We start from the raw sequence: 14,878 nt of genomic DNA, 5'->3' as shown, positions 1-14,878 counted from the left end.
TCGCTTCCACAGACAGAAGAAGCTGCAGGTCAATGACCTGCAGCTTCTTCCAAGGTGGTTCTAGCTGGGATCGAACCAGCGACCCCTCGCGTGTGAAGCGAGTGCTCTCCCGCTGAGCTATAGAACCGGGTCACGCCACCGAAGCGGCTGTCCGGCTCGGGGTTTCCCGTGCCGGAGTGAGATAACAGTAGCGCGTTACCCCGCTGGTTTGCCAAATCGACGCCGGGGTGGCGGGGTTTTCAGCGTTCGGGCAGGGGCGGGGTGGGGGTGAAGGTGACGGGGAGGGCGAGCAAGGCGCGGTGGAAGGGGCCTGGGCGCCAGGACAATTCGGCGGCGGGGACGGCCAGGTGGAGTTCGGGGAGGGCGTCGAGGAGTTGGTCGACGGCTTCCTGGGCGATGAGGTAGGCCAGGGAGCTGGCGGGGCAGGCGTGGGGGCCGACACCCCAGGCGAGGTGGGAGCGGTTGCCGGCGAATTGGCCGCCGCGGATGGCGGGGTCGGTGTTGCAGGCGGCCATGGAGATAACGACCGGTTGGTGTGGCGGGAGCCAGGTGTCGTCGATGAGGACCTGCTGGGGCGGGAAGCTGATGCAGAAGTTGGCCATCGGCGGGTCGTTGAAGAGGACCTCGTCGAGGGCGTCGCGGGTGGAGAGGCTGCCGCCGAGGGCGCTGCCGCCGAACCGGTCGTCGAGCAGCAGCAGGACCAGGGTGTTGACGATCAGGTTCTGCTGCGGCTCGATGCCCGCGCCGTAGAGGGTGGCCAGCTGGTGCACCATCTCGGTGTCGGTGAGCCCGGCGGGGTGGCGCAGCATGCGGGTGGTGACGTCGTAGCCGGGGTGGGCGCGTTTGTGCTGGGTGAGCCGCAGCAGGGCGTCGATGAGCAGTTTGTTGCCGTGTTCGGCGCCGACGCCCTCGAAGATGGCGCGGAATCCCTCGGCCGCCTGGGCCGCGATCTCGACCGGGCAGCCGAGCAGCGTGTTGAGCACCCGGAAGGCGAGCGGAAAAGCGTAGTCGCGCACCAGATCCGCCGATCCGGCCGCGCAGAACGAGTTGATCAGCGACACCGCGATCCGTTCGACGGTGCCCTGCAACCCGTAGTGGTCGATCCCGGTGAGCCCGGCGGTATTGGTCTGCCGGTAGCGCGCGTGCTCGGCGCCCGCGTTGCGCAACGCGTTCGGCCGCCACTGCATCATCGGCAGGACCGGGCAGTCCGCGGGCACGCCTGCCTGCCAGGCCCGCGGGTCGGCGGGGAATCGTTCGGGATCGTTGAGAATCCTTACCGCCGTGCGATATCCGACCACCAATGTGGCGGGCACCCCGGGCGCGAGCTCCACCGGAACCAAGGACCCGTAGCGTTTCCGCATCTCGCGATAGACCCGGTGCGGGTCGGCGGCGAACTCGGAGGTGTACATCGGCACGCGCGTACCGACTTGCTCTGACATCGAACCCACTTCACACGGTGCGCGACACTCCACCGACGCCGAACATCGCACATCCCCGACGCGGAAGAGCAACCTTACCGACGCGACCGCCCCGGCGCGCGTCGTTTCGACGACCCCACGCTCAGCAAGCGATTTCGCGAAATTCATTGACAGCGCCGAGCCGCAGGAGCAGGCTCTACGAGGCGCAATTGTTGTCTCGAGAATTGCTGCGATTTCCCGGCTGTCGGCGTTCCCGCCCGGTTGGCGGACGCCGCTCGACAGCGCTCGGAGATTCGGTGGACGCGGACGCGTCCCTTTTCCTTCAGTTCGGACCCCAGACCTACCGATTCGGAGGTTGGAATGTCTAGCAAGCACGGCCGAAAACCCGGCCAGATCGCCGACAAGGCCAAGAAGGGCATGAAGGGCCAGGCCAAGCGCATGGAATCCGACATGGACCAGATGGCCGACGACGCCCGGCGCGACATGGACCGCCTGGGCGCCGGCGTCAAACGGGAAGCCCAGCAGGCACGGTCGGACATGCAGGGCCTGGACAAGGAGATGAAGCGCAAGCTGCAGCATCACTGACCCGGTGACGCGAATGGCCGGTCCCCCTGGCGGACCGGCCATTTCGCGTGGATCCGCCCTGATGGGCCGGGCCTCCTCCGGCCCGCACGCACCGCCGCGCGCCGGCCGCGGGATCGGGCGTCGCCGACGGACCGCTAGGACGGTGTCAGAGGCGCAGGCGCGCGATCACCGCGCGATGATCGGTGTCCGGGATCGTGTGCGAGGACAGGGCGACGGCGTGTCCGTCGGCGATGAGGATGCGATCGATGCCGATCACGGGTCCGAACCAGCGGCGGTCGGTCGGCCAGGTCGGGAGGGCGCCGACGCCGAGGAGTTCGGCGGAGTCGGAGTAGCGGCCGCTCACCAGGTTTCGGTAGGCGACGTGATCGTAGGTGGAGTTGAAGTCGCCGCCGACCACGACCTGTCCGGTCGTCTGGTCGAGGATGTCCCGGATGCGGCCGAGTTCGTGCGCCCACACCCCGGAGTTCAGCAGCGGCGGAATCGGGTGCAGGGCGAAGACCGTCACCGGTCCTCGGCCGGGGTGGATCATGGTGGCGCGCAGGTTGTTCAGCCAGAAGCCGTCGAACTTGACGCCGTCCTGCACGGGGTAGCGGCTGAAGATGCCGGTCCCCTGCCCGCCGCCGGAGGGCGCGGTGAATCGGTAGGGCAGCAGGTCGGCCAGCCCGGCGGCGTCGAGCTTGCTCAGCAGTTCCGGGGTCAGCTCCTCGAGGGTCAGGACCTCGACCTCGCGCTCGCGCACGGCCCGCACCACCGCCTCCGCCGAGCCGTGGCCGAGCATCAGGTTCGACTGCATCATCACCAGATCCGTACCGGGCGGGGCACTCCCGTCCGGCCACAGCATCGGCGCGTGCGACCACAGCGCCGCGGCCGAGACCAGGACGGCCACCGCGGCGCTCACCCACCGCCGGGCCAGTCCGAGCACCACGACCGCGACCAGCGCGCCGGCCATCAGGTACGACGCGAACGAGGCGGCCAGCACGGCCGGTTCCCACACCCGCGGGTTGTAGTGCAGTCCGAGTCCGGCCACGCCCGCGGCCAGCAGCAGCCATCCGAGCACCGGCGATACCCACCGAAGCGGGCCGCGGCGGCGTGCGATCGGCTCGGCGGCAGCCTGCTGCTGCCCCAGCGCGTTGACCATTCAGTCCTCCCCTATTCGGCGATCACGCTACGCGATGCCGGTCCGATCCACGAAAACCGCCCCTATTTCCGATATTCAGGATTGTTGCCGGATACTCGCCGAGTTCTAACGAATGCCATCGAAGTCTTGATGAAATTAACTTTCCACTCTCAATATCTAATTGCGGTTAACGATCCGCCAGAACCACCCCCTGACCGGCCATCGATACCAAACCGTTATTCCGAATACCAGCCGCCAGATGATGCGAACAGGTTACATTTCAAATCCCTCGAGTTGCGGCGCACCCACCGGGAACGCGCTGTTGCTTCACTATTTCGGGAGTTAGTTATGAGAACGACCGCCTCTACACTGCTTCGTGCCGGTATTGTTTCTCCGGTCGCGCTGGCGACTGTTTTCTGTTTGGCCGCGCCCGCGAATGCCGCGCCCGTCACCGTGAACTGGAGCTGCCAGGGCACGATCTTCGGCATCGGTCAGACCTCGAGCATGACCACCACGGTCACCGGCACCGCGCCGGGCTCGGCGGCGTCGGGATCGGCGGTGGCCATCACCCTCACCCCGGGCGCCTCCACGGTCCCCAGTTCGGCCTCGGGCTTCTCCGTGACCAATATCAGCAACCTGAAGATGACCTTCCCGACCCCGGCGAACTCGACGCTGGTCTCCGCCACCGCCTCCGGCGGTTCGGTGGCCGGCACCGTGTCCACCTCGGGCGGGAATGTCGTTCTCACCGTGCCGGGTCCGATCGCGGGCGGCACCAGCTTCACGCCGCCCGCGGTGACCATCAATGTCACGGCCGGCAGCCCGGGCACCCCGATCACCAGCAAGTACGCGGGGACCAGTTTCGCCAACCCGGGCATGACCATGACGACCAAGGTGGGGTTCATCGGCAATGTCGCGACGGCGTGCTACCCGAACCCGTCCCCGACCCTGACCACCACGACCGTCAGCTGAGTCCGTGAAAATCGCCTGGACCGGGCTGTTTCCGCCAGCCCGGTTCAGGCTCCGCCCATCGGATGGGGTCCCTGTATTGTCCACCGAACCCGCTCGGATGGCAGTGGAGCTCCGAAAGGCCTTGGAGTTCTACCACGGAACGGTCGAGGATCTGGCTCGCGAATTGATCAGAGTGCTGGGCGTGAACGAGACCGACCGGCGCGCACTGGAAATCGTCCTCGTCGGTGACGGCAAGTCGACGACACCGGGCCTGCTCGCCGAACGGCTCGGCCTGACCGCCGCCGGCGCCACCGTCCTGCTCAACCGGCTGGAGAAGCAGGGCTACGTCGCGCGCTCACTGCACCCCACCGATCGCCGTCGCGTGATCGTGGTGGCCACCGATCTCACCGCACGCCGCGTCCGCGAGCTCATCCGCCCGCTGGCGGAGGAGAGCTTCAAGATGATGCTGAACCGGTACGACCCAGACGAACTCGAACTGATCGCCGGCTTCCTGGGCCGCGTCGGCGAACTGCAGCGCATCCACCGGGAACGACTGCGCGATATGGACCCCTACCCGCGGTGACGGTCCGGATCAGAGCTTCGGAATCCCGAGCATGCCGCCGAGACACCCACTGGGCCCGGTCAACATGCCGATGGAGAGCCGGTAGTCACCGCCGGTGAGCTTGCACAGCAGCATCGCCGTCCCGAGATCGAACCCCGCCGAACCGGTTCCGGACCCGGTCTGTACGAGCGTGGCCGAGCCCGCATCCGCGACCGGCGTCTCGGCGGCAGCGGTCGCGGCCACTCCCAGCCCGGAGAACAAGACTCCCCCGGACAAGCCGGCCGCCACCGCCGACTTCACCAGCGCGCGCGTCATACCGCCTCACCTTCCATAGCGAAACCTTCTGAGCCGCAACGGTAGTCGTCGGATCGACAGGTGAAACGCCCATACTTCTACGGGCGGCGCATGGCGCACATGTGAAGCGTGGAGCATATTGAAGTACCAGCTTTTCAATTCGTACGCGCGGGGCCTCGCCACGCGGCTACCGTCGGGGCCGGCACCTCAGGTGCCGGCAACGTCACCTCCAACGGGAAAGTACAGATGAGGCAAATGAGTTGGGCCGCCGCCACGGTGGCCATGCTGGCGATTCCGGTCGTCGCGGCGGCATCGGCGTCGGCCGCGGTCGACCATGTGAATCTGACACAGATCTACGACGGCCTCGGTGGATGCGAGGCGGCAACCAGTACCTGCACGATCTCGGTGGCCACCAGCGGCGCGGACGCCCTGACACCGGTCACGATCACCTTGAACGGGCAGAACCTCGGCACGTTCACCCCGCAAGCCGGATCCACGACCGGCACCGGGATCATCCAGTACGTCTATCGCTCGAAGCTTCCCGAAGGCGTCTACAGCCTCACCGCCACGCAGGGCTCGTCGACCAAGTCCATGACGGTGCAGAACTGCGGCAGCCAGCCGACCGGCAGCTCCAGCGCCTCGGCCCAATGCACCGCAAACGACATCCTCGGCATGCTGATGATGCCGCTGATCATCCTCACCGGCTCCGGGCACACGCAGCTCTGATCGACCAGTGGGTCGGTGGACGGTACGGTGCCGCCCGCGATAGTGCACGAAAAAACGGCCGGTCATTGCAGTACCTGCAATGACCGGCCGTTTCCTGTGGTTCTAGCTGGGATCGAACCAGCGACCCCTCGCGTGTGAAGCGAGTGCTCTCCCGCTGAGCTATAGAACCGGGTCTCGTCGCCGAGGCGACAGTTCGGAGTGGCGTTTCGCGGTGCCGCTCGAACGAGAATGAAGATTACACACCCGGCTGGCATCACACCAAATCGCGTGCACAACGGCGTAAAAGGGAGGTTATCGGGGAGGGTGGGGCGGGTGAGGTTTCACCGGGATGTTGCCGGGGCGACACGGGGGCGTCGCCACGACGGGGTGAGATGTGGGTGATTCGTGTTCGCGCGGTCGCGAGTGAGTGGGCCGACCGGTGAAACCACATGCCTGTAGTTCATATTTACCCCTGTCTACCAGGCGATTTGTTACCTGCGCAGATCGTCGGCTAATGTTCTCTCTCGTCAGCGGGACAGCCGAAAGGCGCCCGGGACGAAATGCGGATGTAGCGCAGCTGGTAGCGCATCACCTTGCCAAGGTGAGGGTCGCGGGTTCGAATCCCGTCATCCGCTCGAGGGGCCAACACGGCCTGCTTGGCGGTGTGGCCGAGTGGTGAGGCAACGGCCTGCAAAGCCGTGCACACGGGTTCGATTCCCGTCGCCGCCTCTTCTTTTTGAAGAGCACAAGACCCGCGCGATTAGCTCAGCGGGAGAGCGCTTCCCTGACACGGAAGAGGTCACTGGTTCAATCCCAGTATCGCGCACCATTTTTGAACAGATCAGGCCCGGCTCGCGCCGGGCCTTTCTGCGTTTCCGGGTCAGGCCAGCGCCTTGTCCAGACTCCAGTCGAGGTGATCGGTGCGCTGCACCCGCATGTGGTTGGTGCCCGGTTCGGGGCCCAGATCGCGCTGATAGAACCGGAAGCGGTAGCTGCGGTCGACCGGGTCGGCCACGTAGTTCCACAGCGTGCGCTCGGGCAGCCCGCCGCTGACGCCGGCGGCGGTGTTGTCGACGAACGCGCACAGCACGACATCGAGCAGGGCGTCGATATCGTCGGGGCTCCACGGCCCGTCGTGCGCGGCGATGGCGTCGGCCAGCATGCGGTAGCGGACGAAGGAGTCGTGCTCACGTCCCGGATCCACCTGCGGGAAGGTGTCGATGCCCGGATAGGTGTGCAGGGCGTGGTTGGTGATGATGAACGGCGCGTCGCCGGGGGCGTCGGTGAAACGGTACTGGCGTGAGGTGCGGTCGATTTCGAAGACCGTGGCCGCGCCGTGGGCGTCGGCGATGAGCCAGTGCTGGCTTTCCGCGACCGGCACGAAGATGTGCTGGGTCAGCAGGGCGCGTTTGGCCTCGGCGACGGTGGTCGCGGTCTCGAGCACGTAGCCGGCCAGCTGCATGGACGACAGGCCGTGGTCGAGGAAGCCCGAGCCGCTGGCGCCCGGATTGCCGGGCGCGGTGTGATCGACCAGCAGCGCCATGATCAGGCCCGCGTCGTTGACGCCGTCGTATCCGGGGTTGATCAGGTCGTGGCAGCCCAATTGCGCCACCGCGCGGCCGGATTCGCCTGCGGTGGTGATCAGCACGGTCCGGGAGCAGGACGGGTGCTCGTCGGGGCCCGGCGCCATGCCGGTGGTGGTGCTCAGCGGCAGGGGGAACCAGTCCATGTTCCGGCCGAACAGCGGCCGCCCGGTGGTGGTGACCGACGGCGGGAACCACACCGCCGAGCAGGCCGGGCCGCCCGGGATGTCGTATCCGACCGCGGTGGTGTCGAATTCGTCGCCGTCGACCGGGACGCCGAACACCGATGCCACGCCGCGAGCCCGCGCCGCCAGCGCCGGATGATTGCGTTCCAGGTAGACGCGCCGGGCCTGCGCGTACACCGGGTCGCTGTACGGCGCGATCAGGGCGCCGAAATCCGAACGGCCGAGCCGGGCCAGATCGGCGCCGATCTCCTCGTCGCCGCCCCGGACCGTCACCGCCCGCACCGACATGAAATCGCCCACGACCGGGGCGAGTAGATACGAATCCTCAGAGATCATCGCGAACCTCCCGGTTGCCGAATCCTGTCCAGCAAACGTATCGCAACCAATTCGAGCGAAGGTCACGATCGGGGCATCGGTCATCTGATCCGGTTATCGTGCACCGGGATCGATACCGGCCGGACCCCGCGGGGCCTGGCCTGCGCGCACAGCTCCCGCAGTGCCAGCTACCGCGCTGGGAGCCGGATCAGGGCTCCCGGGCGGGCGCCGGTGTCCGCACCGTCGCGCAGTACGACCTCGCCCGAGACGATGGTGGCGCGATAACCCTCGGCGACCGCGGCCACGGCATTGCTGCGGCGGGAGGATCTGTTCGATCTGCCGCGGCGCAATCCGCTGATCTGGCTGGCGGTCATGGTGTTGTATCCGGCATTGAGCGTGTATCCGCAGGAACTGATCTTCCGGTCGTTCGTCTTCCATCGGTACGCGCCGGTCTTCGGTGAGGGCCGGGCGATGGTGGCGGCGAGCGCGGCGGCATTCGGGTATGCGCACATCGTGTTCGGGAGCTGGTTCTCGGTGGCGGCCAGCAGTGTGGGCGGGTGGTTGTTCGCGGCGCGGTACCTGCGCACGCGGTCGCTGTTCACGGCATCGGTGGAGCATGCCGCGTACGGGATTCTGGTGTTCACCGTCGGGCTGGGGCGGCATTTCTATCACGGCGCCGCCCCGGCCGCGCGAATTCAGTTGGGGGCGGCCAGAACCGCCTGATTCCGGTCCGCGGCGGCGGGCTGAGCGAATACGGCGATGGCGATGATGATCAGGAAGGCCAGCAGCGCCGTGCCGGTGCGGGCGATGTGGAACAGCTCCCAGCGGTGCAGGATCTGGGCGTAGTCGTCGGGGCGCGGGCCGACGGCCCACTGTTTGATCTTGCCGTTGATCGGGACATTGCCGAATCGGGTGATCACGAACGACGTGACGACGAGGCCGAAAGCCGTTGCGGCCCAGCGGCGCACGACTCCCCCGCTGTAGATCGCCAGCAGCAGTGCGGTGAGCGCGGCCATGCCCATCGCCGATTGCATGACGGGTCCATTGACCTTCATCAGGGCGGTGTGGAAGGTGAACCGCACGTCCAGCGGCACCGTCTTGAACGCCTGCGCGACGTTGATCAATCCGTATCCGAAGGCGCCGCACAGATATCCGGTGGTGAGCAGGGCGGCCGCGGTGAGCAGTCGAGTGCGCATGGGTGAGCCTTTCGCGGAGATCGCCGTCTCCTGTTGGTTCAGTTTTCCGAATAGTTCAGATCTTCGAACCTGTATCCTGGATCTGTCAAGACGGCAGTACGACATCGATCGGAGGGGTTCGTGCCTCGGCCACAGCGAGCGGCGGACGCCGCGGGCGCACCGGTGAGTGCGGAACACCAGCGGCAACTGGAGGCGCTCGCACCCCTGATCGCCACGCATTTCCGGCGCGCACACGGGGATATGCCGGCCGCGTTGCGCGAATCCTTCGACGCCGGCGGGCTCGGCAATCGGCACGGCGCGGTGCTGGCGCAGGTGCTGGCCGCGGGCAGCCTCAGCGTGAGCGATCTGGCCCGCCGGCTGGGCATCAGCCTGACCAACGCCAGTCAGCTTGCCGGGGAGCTGAACCGGGCCGGGTGGCTGCGCCGCCACAACGACCCCGCCGACAACCGCCGCACCCTGCTGTCGCTGCCCGAGGACCGCCGCGACGATGTGGCAACCTTCATCAACCGGCGCTCGGACGCGCTGCTGCGGGCGATGGCGCGGCTGACGGCGACGCAGCGCCGCGGGTTTCTGGCCGGACTCCAAGCCTGGGCCGACGAGATCGACTGACCCGGATCCGCCGGGAGCGGGCCGAGTGGCGCGGTGGTCCGAGCTCCCATTCCGGGCCTCGCCCGACGGCCCCGCCAACTGACCAGGATGACCTTGTCGGGCAGACTTGATCAGGTGGGAGACCTACCTGTGGCAGCGGTGGTGTGCGCGTTCGTCGGCGCGGTGTTGTTCGCGGTGTCGGCGGTGGCGCAGCAGCGGGCGGCGGCCGACGTCCCCGAGGGGGATGCGTTGCTGGCCAAACTGATTCGCAATCCGCGATGGGTGGCCGGGGTGATCGGTGACGCGGGCGGCTTCGGATTCCAGGTGGCGGCGCTGGCCCTGGGGTCGGTGCTGGTGGTGCAGCCGATCCTGGTGACGGCGCTGGTGTTCGCGCTGCCCTTGGCCGCGCATTACAGCGGGCGGCGGGTGACGACGGTGATGTGGGCGCAGGCGGCGGCGTTGTCGATCGCGCTGGCCTGCTTTCTGGTGGTCGGGGAGCCGACCGAGGGGGTCACCGAGGCGCCCTGGCATCGCTGGACGCTGCCACTGGGACTGACGGCCGGCGTCATCGCGGTCAGCGTCGTGGTGGCGACCACCGTGCGCGTGCCGACCCTGCAGGCCCTGCTGCTGGGCACGGCGGCCGGTCTGCTGTTCGGCGTCTCGGCCGCCCTCACCGAGAACGTCACCCAGCTGTTCACGATCAGCATCGGGACCGCCCTGACGAGCTGGGAGCTCTACGTCCTGGCCGCCTGCGGCCTGCTGGGGCTGTATCTGCAACAGCGTGGCTACCAGGTGGGCCCGCTGTCGGCCTCGCTGCCCGCGTTCACCGTCGCCGAGCCGCTCGGTGCGGCCTTCCTCGGCATGACGGTCCTCGACGAGCGGCTGCGTTCCGGCCCGGTCGGCACCGCCTTCGTCGCCGCCTCGGTGGTCGTCATGTGTGTTGCGGCGGTGCGCCTTTCCCGCGCCCAGGCCGCGCCGCTGGCCGGACCGCTGCCCGAGACCGACTGACCGGCACCCCGGCATGCCCGAAATCGCCCGTTTTCCTGGCGATTTGCATAACCCACCCACCCATACGCTAATGTTCTGTCCCGCAAGCCGATCGGCCCACAAGGCCGGGTGAGCACGCGGATGTAGCGCAGCTGGTAGCGCATCACCTTGCCAAGGTGAGGGTCGCGAGTTCGAATCTCGTCATCCGCTCAAAGGGGGATTTACCCGCGCGATTAGCTCAGCGGGAGAGCGCTTCCCTGACACGGAAGAGGTCACTGGTTCAATCCCAGTATCGCGCACCACAGAGAGACCAGATCAGGCCCGGCTCCCGCCGGGCCTTTCTGCTGTCCGCCGTTCCCGGAAGAGGCGACGCCGCCGCAGCGCCCCGGAGCCGTCCCCTCGTGGGGAGATCCGCCCTGACCGGGCGTACTGATCTCGTCAAGATCTGGTCCGATGGGCGTTTTTCAGCGCATCATCGATGGCGGGGGCTTGCTCGGGAGGGCGATATGAACACAGCGCTGTTCGATAACGTCGCAGCCGGCGTTTGGGCCGTCGATGGCCTGCCCGGCTACACCGGAACCGGAGTGGCGATAGGAACCGCGATCATCCTGTCCACCCTCGTGGCCCTGGCGATCTGGGTGCTGATCGCCAGCCGTATCGAGCGCGGCGGCGCGCACCAACCGACCACGGCCCGTCAGCACCGACCAGTTCACCACCATCGATGAATCGGCCATGGACGGGCGGAAGCCACGTGCCGTGGCCTCGGTTCCAGGCGATTTGCCTTACCCACCCACCCATACGCTAATGTTCTGTCCCGCAAGCCGATCGGCCCACAAGGCCGGGTGAGCACGCGGATGTAGCGCAGCTGGTAGCGCATCACCTTGCCAAGGTGAGGGTCGCGAGTTCGAATCTCGTCATCCGCTCAACCGAAGTCTCGATCGATTGATAACGATCCGTTCCGGGTCCATCGCGAATCGATCCTTCTCCCCGCCGACTCCCGGCAATAACCTGCGGATATGACGACACACGTTGTGACCGAACAGGATCCGAAGATCGCCGCCATCGCCGCCTTCTTCGACGCCTACGCCCGCTACGACCTCGACGGGATGCGGGCCGTCCTCACCGCGGACATCAGCTGGACCATTCCCGGCCATCACCCGCTGTCGGGCACCAAGCACGGTGTCGGCGAGGTCGTGGAATTCTTCAATCAGCTCTCCGCCGCGGGGATGAAGGCCGAGACCTTCTTCCTCGAAGCCAATGACGAATACGTGGTCGACATTCACCGCGGCTATTCCACCGCCGGGGAAGGCAAGGTCGACACCATGTGGGCGCTCGTCTGGCATTTCACCGCCGACGGCAAGGTCGACCGCGTCGTGAACCTCTCCGGTGACCAGCACCAGATGGACAACTACGTCTGGCGGAACTACGCCCTCGCCCCGCTCCCCACGCGACTGGCGTAGCGCGGCGGCGGGGGACGTTCGAAGGCGCGATTCCCGAACTGGCAGAGTGAACCGGACGCGCCCCGAGCGAGGAGGTCCAGACCATGACCGGACGCACGCCCAGCCAGTGGGAAGAGATCATCGCCGCCGATCCCGCCCATTCGACCCGCTACGTCGAGCGCTTCCGCACCCTGGCCGCCGAGGGCACCGACATCGTCGGCGAGGCCCGCCTCATCGACGCCATGCTCCCGCGCGGCAGCCGTGTCCTGGACGCGGGCTGCGGACCGGGCCGGGTCGGCGGCCACCTGCACCGCGCGGGTCACGACGTGGTGGGAGTCGATGTCGATCCGGTGCTGATCGCCGCGGCCGAGCACGACCACCCCGGCCCGGTCTGGCTGGTCGGCGACCTGGCCGAACTGGACCTCCCCGGCCGCGGGGTCCCCGCCGGCTTCGACGCGATCGCCTGCGCGGGCAATGTGATGGCGTTCCTGGCGCCCTCCACCCGCCGGACGGTCCTGTCCGCCTTCGCCGGCCACCTCGCCCCCGGCGGCCGCGCGGTCATCGGCTTCGGCGCGGACCGCGGCTACGAGTTCACGCAGTTCCTCGCCGACGCCGAAACCGCCGGGCTCACACCGGATCTGCTGCTCTCGACGTGGGACCTCCGGCCCTTCACCGCCGACTCGGACTTCCTGGTGGCCGTGTTCTCCCGCGCGAACTGATCGCGAAAACGCCCAGCAGCACCGGCTCACACCGACAACGGTTCTTGCCGCCCTGACGCGGGCTCGATACCTTCGAAAGCCAGTGCGCCGGTGCGGGTGTCAGCGGCAGCAGTTCGGGTCGAGGACCAGGCACAGGGCTGACAGGGCGGCGCGGTGGGCGCGGTGGAAGGTGTTCATGCCTCGGCGTTCGGATTCGATCAGGCCCGCCTTCTTCAGCTGGCCGAGGTGGTGGCTGACGGTCGATTCGGCCAGGCCGACCGACTCGGCGAGATCGCCGGTGTTCTCCTCGCCGAGGGGGCTGGTGAGCAGCAGGGACAGCAGTTTCACCCGGGCCGGGTCGGCGATCGCCTTGAGCCGCAGGGCGATTTCGAGGGCGGCGGCGTCGTCGACCGGGGCCGCGGCGACCGGGGCGCAGCAGACGGGGGCGGACATGTCGATCACGGGTAGCGCCTTGGGCATGCGATCAACCCTACCCACCTTCTTGACATATGTCGAAGAAGTGGCGCAGACTCGGTCACACCAGTTCTTCGACATATGTCGCACAAGTGGAGGTATGGTCCCATGTCCCGCGTCCAGCTCGCCCTCAACGTCGACGACCTCGATCAGGCGGTCGCGTTCTACTCGACCCTGTTCAAGACCGAGCCCGCCAAGCGCAAGCCGGGGTACGCCAACTTCGCCGTCGCCGAGCCACCGCTCAAGCTGGTCCTGATCGAGAACCCAGGTCACGGCGGCAGCCTCAACCACCTCGGGGTCGAGGTGGAATCGAGCGAGCAGGTCCACGGCGAGATCGCCCGTTTGTCCGAGGCGGGAATGTTCACCGAGGAGCAGATCGCCACCACCTGTTGCTTCGCCACCCAGGACAAGGTGTGGGTGACCGCGCCCGACGCCGAACGGTGGGAGGTGTACACCGTGCTGGCCGACAGCGAAACCTTCGGCACGGCACCGGTTCTCACGTCCGGGGAGCCGGCGACGGACGCGCAGGCCATGGCGGTCTGCTGCGGAACCGCGGAGGAGGCCGCCGCGGAAGGAGCCTGCTGCGGCAGCACCGCGAAGGCCGAGGCCGTCGCTTCGGGCCAATCCTGCTGCGGCTGATTTAGCTGTTCGTTCGCTTGCGCATGACTTCGACAACCGTCAATATCGACGTGTGTCGAAACGAGAATTGCCGCTGACCGCGGTGACCGGACCCGGGTGCGAGGTCACTCCCCTGGCCCGGCAGCCCTTGACCTCGTCGGCCGCCGCCGAGTTGGCGGCGGTGTTCAAGGCGTTGTCGGATCCGGTGCGGTTGCGGCTGTTGTCGGTGATCGCCAGCCATGTCGGCCAGGAAGCCTGCGTGTGCGATATCTCCGACGGGTTCGACGTCTCCCAGCCGACCATTTCCCACCATCTGAAGGTGCTGCGGGAAGCCGGATTGCTGTCGAGTGAGCGGCGCGGCTCGTGGGTGTACTACCGCGTCGAGCCCGATGCGCTGCGACAGCTGTCGTCGCTGCTGGACATCGCGCTCCCCGAGGCGGCCGCCCGATGAGCCCGTTGGCCCGGCGGTTGCTGGCAGAGTTCGTCGGCACCGGACTGCTGGTGTGCGTGGTCGTCGGGTCCGGCATCGCGGCGCAGCAGCTGTCCGCGCACGATGTCGGGCTGCAGTTGCTGGAGAACTCGACCGCCACCGTGTTCGGGCTCGGGGTCCTGATCCTGATCCTCGGGCCGGTCTCGGGGGCGCATTTCAATCCTGTTGTCTCGGTGGCCGATTGGTGGGCGGGCCGCCGCCTCGGCACCGGTCTCACCACCGGCGGGATGCTCGCCTACATCGGCGTGCAGGTGCCGGGCGGTATCGCCGGGGCGGTGCTGGCCAACATCATGTTCGATCAGCGGGCGGTGCAGATCTCGACCCATCACCGGGTCAGCACCGGTCATCTGGTCGGTGAGGTGGTGGCCACCGCCGGGCTCATCGCCGTCATCTTCGCGCTGGTCCGCACCGGCCGTGCCGCGCTGGCGGCGGTCGCGGTGGCGGCTTACATCGGGGCGGCGTACTGGTTCACCAGTTCGACCAGTTTCGCCAATCCCGCCGTCACCGTGGGCCGGATCTTCTCCGACACCTTCGCCGGTATCGCGCCCGCCTCGGCGCCGGCGTTCATCGCCGCTCAGTTCCTCGGGGCAGCACTCGGATTCGCGCTGGCAGGCGCCTTGTATCCCGACACCACCACGGCCGAGCGCGCCGCGCTCGACGTTCCGACCGCCTGAAA

20 protein-coding genes and 8 tRNA genes are annotated in these 14,878 nt (G+C 67.6%); 19 read left to right on the top strand and 9 right to left on the bottom strand.

Annotated features, from left to right (window positions below; translation table 11 throughout):
* Positions 1 to 55 precede the first annotated feature (55 nt).
* Both ACWELJ_RS09225 and ACWELJ_RS09220 read right to left on the bottom strand, forming a co-directional pair.
* Positions 56 to 127, bottom strand: a tRNA-Val gene (locus tag ACWELJ_RS09225).
* Positions 128 to 239: 112 nt separating this feature from the next.
* Entirely contained in the window at positions 240 to 1,439 is a 1,200-nt protein-coding gene (locus ACWELJ_RS09220; RefSeq protein ID WP_452365663.1) for a cytochrome P450, read from the bottom strand.
* A gap of 339 nt (positions 1,440 to 1,778) precedes the next feature.
* Between ACWELJ_RS09220 and ACWELJ_RS09215 the strand changes: the two genes are divergently transcribed.
* Entirely contained in the window at positions 1,779 to 2,003 is a 225-nt protein-coding gene (locus ACWELJ_RS09215) for a hypothetical protein (protein ID WP_452365662.1), read from the top strand.
* A 145-nt stretch (positions 2,004 to 2,148) separates the two neighbouring features.
* On the opposite strand, the gene ACWELJ_RS09210 is transcribed toward ACWELJ_RS09215, so the two are convergent.
* Positions 2,149 to 3,141, bottom strand: a complete 993-nt coding sequence (locus tag ACWELJ_RS09210; RefSeq protein ID WP_452365661.1) for an endonuclease/exonuclease/phosphatase family protein — start codon at positions 3,139 to 3,141, stop codon at positions 2,149 to 2,151.
* A gap of 399 nt (positions 3,142 to 3,540) precedes the next feature.
* Between ACWELJ_RS09210 and ACWELJ_RS09205 the strand changes: the two genes are divergently transcribed.
* On the top strand, positions 3,541 to 4,089 hold the full coding sequence (locus ACWELJ_RS09205) for a hypothetical protein (RefSeq protein ID WP_452365660.1): 549 nt from the start codon (positions 3,541 to 3,543) through the stop codon (positions 4,087 to 4,089).
* A gap of 97 nt (positions 4,090 to 4,186) precedes the next feature.
* Positions 4,187 to 4,651 (top strand): MarR family winged helix-turn-helix transcriptional regulator, encoded by a 465-nt coding sequence (locus ACWELJ_RS09200; protein ID WP_452365659.1) that lies wholly within the window; start codon positions 4,187 to 4,189, stop codon positions 4,649 to 4,651.
* Between the two features lie 9 nt (positions 4,652 to 4,660).
* On the opposite strand, the gene ACWELJ_RS09195 is transcribed toward ACWELJ_RS09200, so the two are convergent.
* Positions 4,661 to 4,945 carry a hypothetical protein gene (locus ACWELJ_RS09195; protein ID WP_452365658.1) on the bottom strand — a complete coding sequence of 95 codons (285 nt, stop codon included), beginning with the start codon at positions 4,943 to 4,945 and terminating at the stop codon, positions 4,661 to 4,663.
* Positions 4,946 to 5,170: 225 nt separating this feature from the next.
* Here ACWELJ_RS09195 and ACWELJ_RS09190 point away from each other — a divergent pair, with 225 nt between their 5' ends.
* Complete coding sequence (locus ACWELJ_RS09190) at positions 5,171 to 5,650, top strand: hypothetical protein (RefSeq protein ID WP_452365657.1); 480 nt, start codon at positions 5,171 to 5,173, stop codon at positions 5,648 to 5,650.
* 97 nt (positions 5,651 to 5,747) lie between these two features.
* Here the strand turns inward: ACWELJ_RS09190 and ACWELJ_RS09185 are convergent.
* Positions 5,748 to 5,819, bottom strand: a tRNA-Val gene (locus ACWELJ_RS09185).
* A 372-nt stretch (positions 5,820 to 6,191) separates the two neighbouring features.
* On the opposite strand from ACWELJ_RS09185, the gene ACWELJ_RS09180 reads away from it, so the two are divergent.
* The 3 genes from ACWELJ_RS09180 (at position 6,192) to ACWELJ_RS09170 (ending at position 6,458) form a co-directional block, all read left to right on the top strand.
* Positions 6,192 to 6,264 (top strand) — tRNA-Gly (locus ACWELJ_RS09180).
* Between the two features lie 23 nt (positions 6,265 to 6,287).
* A tRNA-Cys gene (locus tag ACWELJ_RS09175) sits at positions 6,288 to 6,358 on the top strand.
* Positions 6,359 to 6,383: 25 nt separating this feature from the next.
* Positions 6,384 to 6,458: transfer RNA gene (locus ACWELJ_RS09170), tRNA-Val, on the top strand.
* A 51-nt stretch (positions 6,459 to 6,509) separates the two neighbouring features.
* Here ACWELJ_RS09170 and ACWELJ_RS09165 read toward each other — a convergent pair.
* Both ACWELJ_RS09165 and ACWELJ_RS09160 read right to left on the bottom strand, forming a co-directional pair.
* Positions 6,510 to 7,733 (bottom strand): C45 family autoproteolytic acyltransferase/hydolase, encoded by a 1,224-nt coding sequence (locus ACWELJ_RS09165; protein WP_452365656.1) that lies wholly within the window; start codon positions 7,731 to 7,733, stop codon positions 6,510 to 6,512.
* Between the two features lie 167 nt (positions 7,734 to 7,900).
* Complete coding sequence (locus ACWELJ_RS09160) at positions 7,901 to 8,086, bottom strand: hypothetical protein (protein WP_452365655.1); 186 nt, start codon at positions 8,084 to 8,086, stop codon at positions 7,901 to 7,903.
* Between ACWELJ_RS09160 and ACWELJ_RS09155 the strand changes: the two genes are divergently transcribed.
* A complete protein-coding gene (locus ACWELJ_RS09155; RefSeq protein WP_452365654.1) occupies positions 8,085 to 8,435 on the top strand; it encodes a CPBP family intramembrane glutamic endopeptidase in 351 nt (116 codons plus the stop codon). The genes ACWELJ_RS09160 and ACWELJ_RS09155 overlap by 2 nt on opposite strands.
* Here ACWELJ_RS09155 and ACWELJ_RS09150 read toward each other — a convergent pair.
* A complete protein-coding gene (locus tag ACWELJ_RS09150; protein WP_452365653.1) occupies positions 8,408 to 8,908 on the bottom strand; it encodes a DUF1772 domain-containing protein in 501 nt (166 codons plus the stop codon). The two genes, ACWELJ_RS09155 and ACWELJ_RS09150, sit on opposite strands and share 28 nt — an antisense overlap.
* Positions 8,909 to 9,070: 162 nt before the next feature.
* On the opposite strand from ACWELJ_RS09150, the gene ACWELJ_RS09145 reads away from it, so the two are divergent.
* From ACWELJ_RS09145 to ACWELJ_RS09110, 8 genes are all read left to right on the top strand, one after another.
* A complete protein-coding gene (locus tag ACWELJ_RS09145) occupies positions 9,071 to 9,517 on the top strand; it encodes a MarR family winged helix-turn-helix transcriptional regulator (protein ID WP_452365652.1) in 447 nt (148 codons plus the stop codon).
* 114 nt (positions 9,518 to 9,631) lie between these two features.
* The gene (locus ACWELJ_RS09140; RefSeq protein WP_452365651.1) at positions 9,632 to 10,504 is read left to right on the top strand and encodes a DMT family transporter; all 873 of its coding nucleotides are present in this window, start codon (positions 9,632 to 9,634) and stop codon (positions 10,502 to 10,504) included.
* 116 nt (positions 10,505 to 10,620) lie between these two features.
* Positions 10,621 to 10,693 (top strand) — tRNA-Gly (locus tag ACWELJ_RS09135).
* 17 nt (positions 10,694 to 10,710) lie between these two features.
* Positions 10,711 to 10,785 (top strand) — tRNA-Val (locus ACWELJ_RS09130).
* Between the two features lie 204 nt (positions 10,786 to 10,989).
* Entirely contained in the window at positions 10,990 to 11,208 is a 219-nt protein-coding gene (locus tag ACWELJ_RS09125) for a hypothetical protein (RefSeq protein WP_452365650.1), read from the top strand.
* 125 nt (positions 11,209 to 11,333) lie between these two features.
* Positions 11,334 to 11,406 (top strand) — tRNA-Gly (locus ACWELJ_RS09120).
* A 93-nt stretch (positions 11,407 to 11,499) separates the two neighbouring features.
* The gene (locus tag ACWELJ_RS09115; RefSeq protein ID WP_452365649.1) at positions 11,500 to 11,943 is read left to right on the top strand and encodes a nuclear transport factor 2 family protein; all 444 of its coding nucleotides are present in this window, start codon (positions 11,500 to 11,502) and stop codon (positions 11,941 to 11,943) included.
* Positions 11,944 to 12,026: 83 nt separating this feature from the next.
* Positions 12,027 to 12,641, top strand: a complete 615-nt coding sequence (locus ACWELJ_RS09110) for a class I SAM-dependent methyltransferase (RefSeq protein ID WP_452365648.1) — start codon at positions 12,027 to 12,029, stop codon at positions 12,639 to 12,641.
* Positions 12,642 to 12,740: 99 nt separating this feature from the next.
* Here ACWELJ_RS09110 and ACWELJ_RS09105 read toward each other — a convergent pair whose 3' ends face one another.
* Positions 12,741 to 13,100: an Rv2640c family ArsR-like transcriptional regulator gene (locus ACWELJ_RS09105; protein WP_452365647.1), complete on the bottom strand. Its 360-nt coding sequence runs from the start codon at positions 13,098 to 13,100 to the stop codon at positions 12,741 to 12,743.
* Positions 13,101 to 13,202: 102 nt separating this feature from the next.
* Here ACWELJ_RS09105 and ACWELJ_RS09100 point away from each other — a divergent pair, with 102 nt between their 5' ends.
* The 3 genes from ACWELJ_RS09100 to ACWELJ_RS09090 are packed head-to-tail and all read left to right on the top strand — an operon-like array spanning position 13,203 to position 14,876.
* On the top strand, positions 13,203 to 13,733 hold the full coding sequence (locus tag ACWELJ_RS09100) for an ArsI/CadI family heavy metal resistance metalloenzyme (RefSeq protein WP_452365646.1): 531 nt from the start codon (positions 13,203 to 13,205) through the stop codon (positions 13,731 to 13,733).
* 52 nt (positions 13,734 to 13,785) lie between these two features.
* On the top strand, positions 13,786 to 14,163 hold the full coding sequence (locus ACWELJ_RS09095; RefSeq protein ID WP_452365645.1) for an ArsR/SmtB family transcription factor: 378 nt from the start codon (positions 13,786 to 13,788) through the stop codon (positions 14,161 to 14,163).
* The gene (locus tag ACWELJ_RS09090) at positions 14,160 to 14,876 is read left to right on the top strand and encodes an aquaporin (protein WP_452365644.1); all 717 of its coding nucleotides are present in this window, start codon (positions 14,160 to 14,162) and stop codon (positions 14,874 to 14,876) included. Before ACWELJ_RS09095 ends, ACWELJ_RS09090 begins: the two co-directional genes overlap by 4 nt.
* Positions 14,877 to 14,878: the final 2 nt, after the last annotated feature.

The organism is Nocardia sp. NPDC004582 (genome assembly GCF_053602115.1).
Note: the sequence above shows the minus strand (reverse complement) of the source record. Positions and strands in the feature narration are given on the sequence as shown.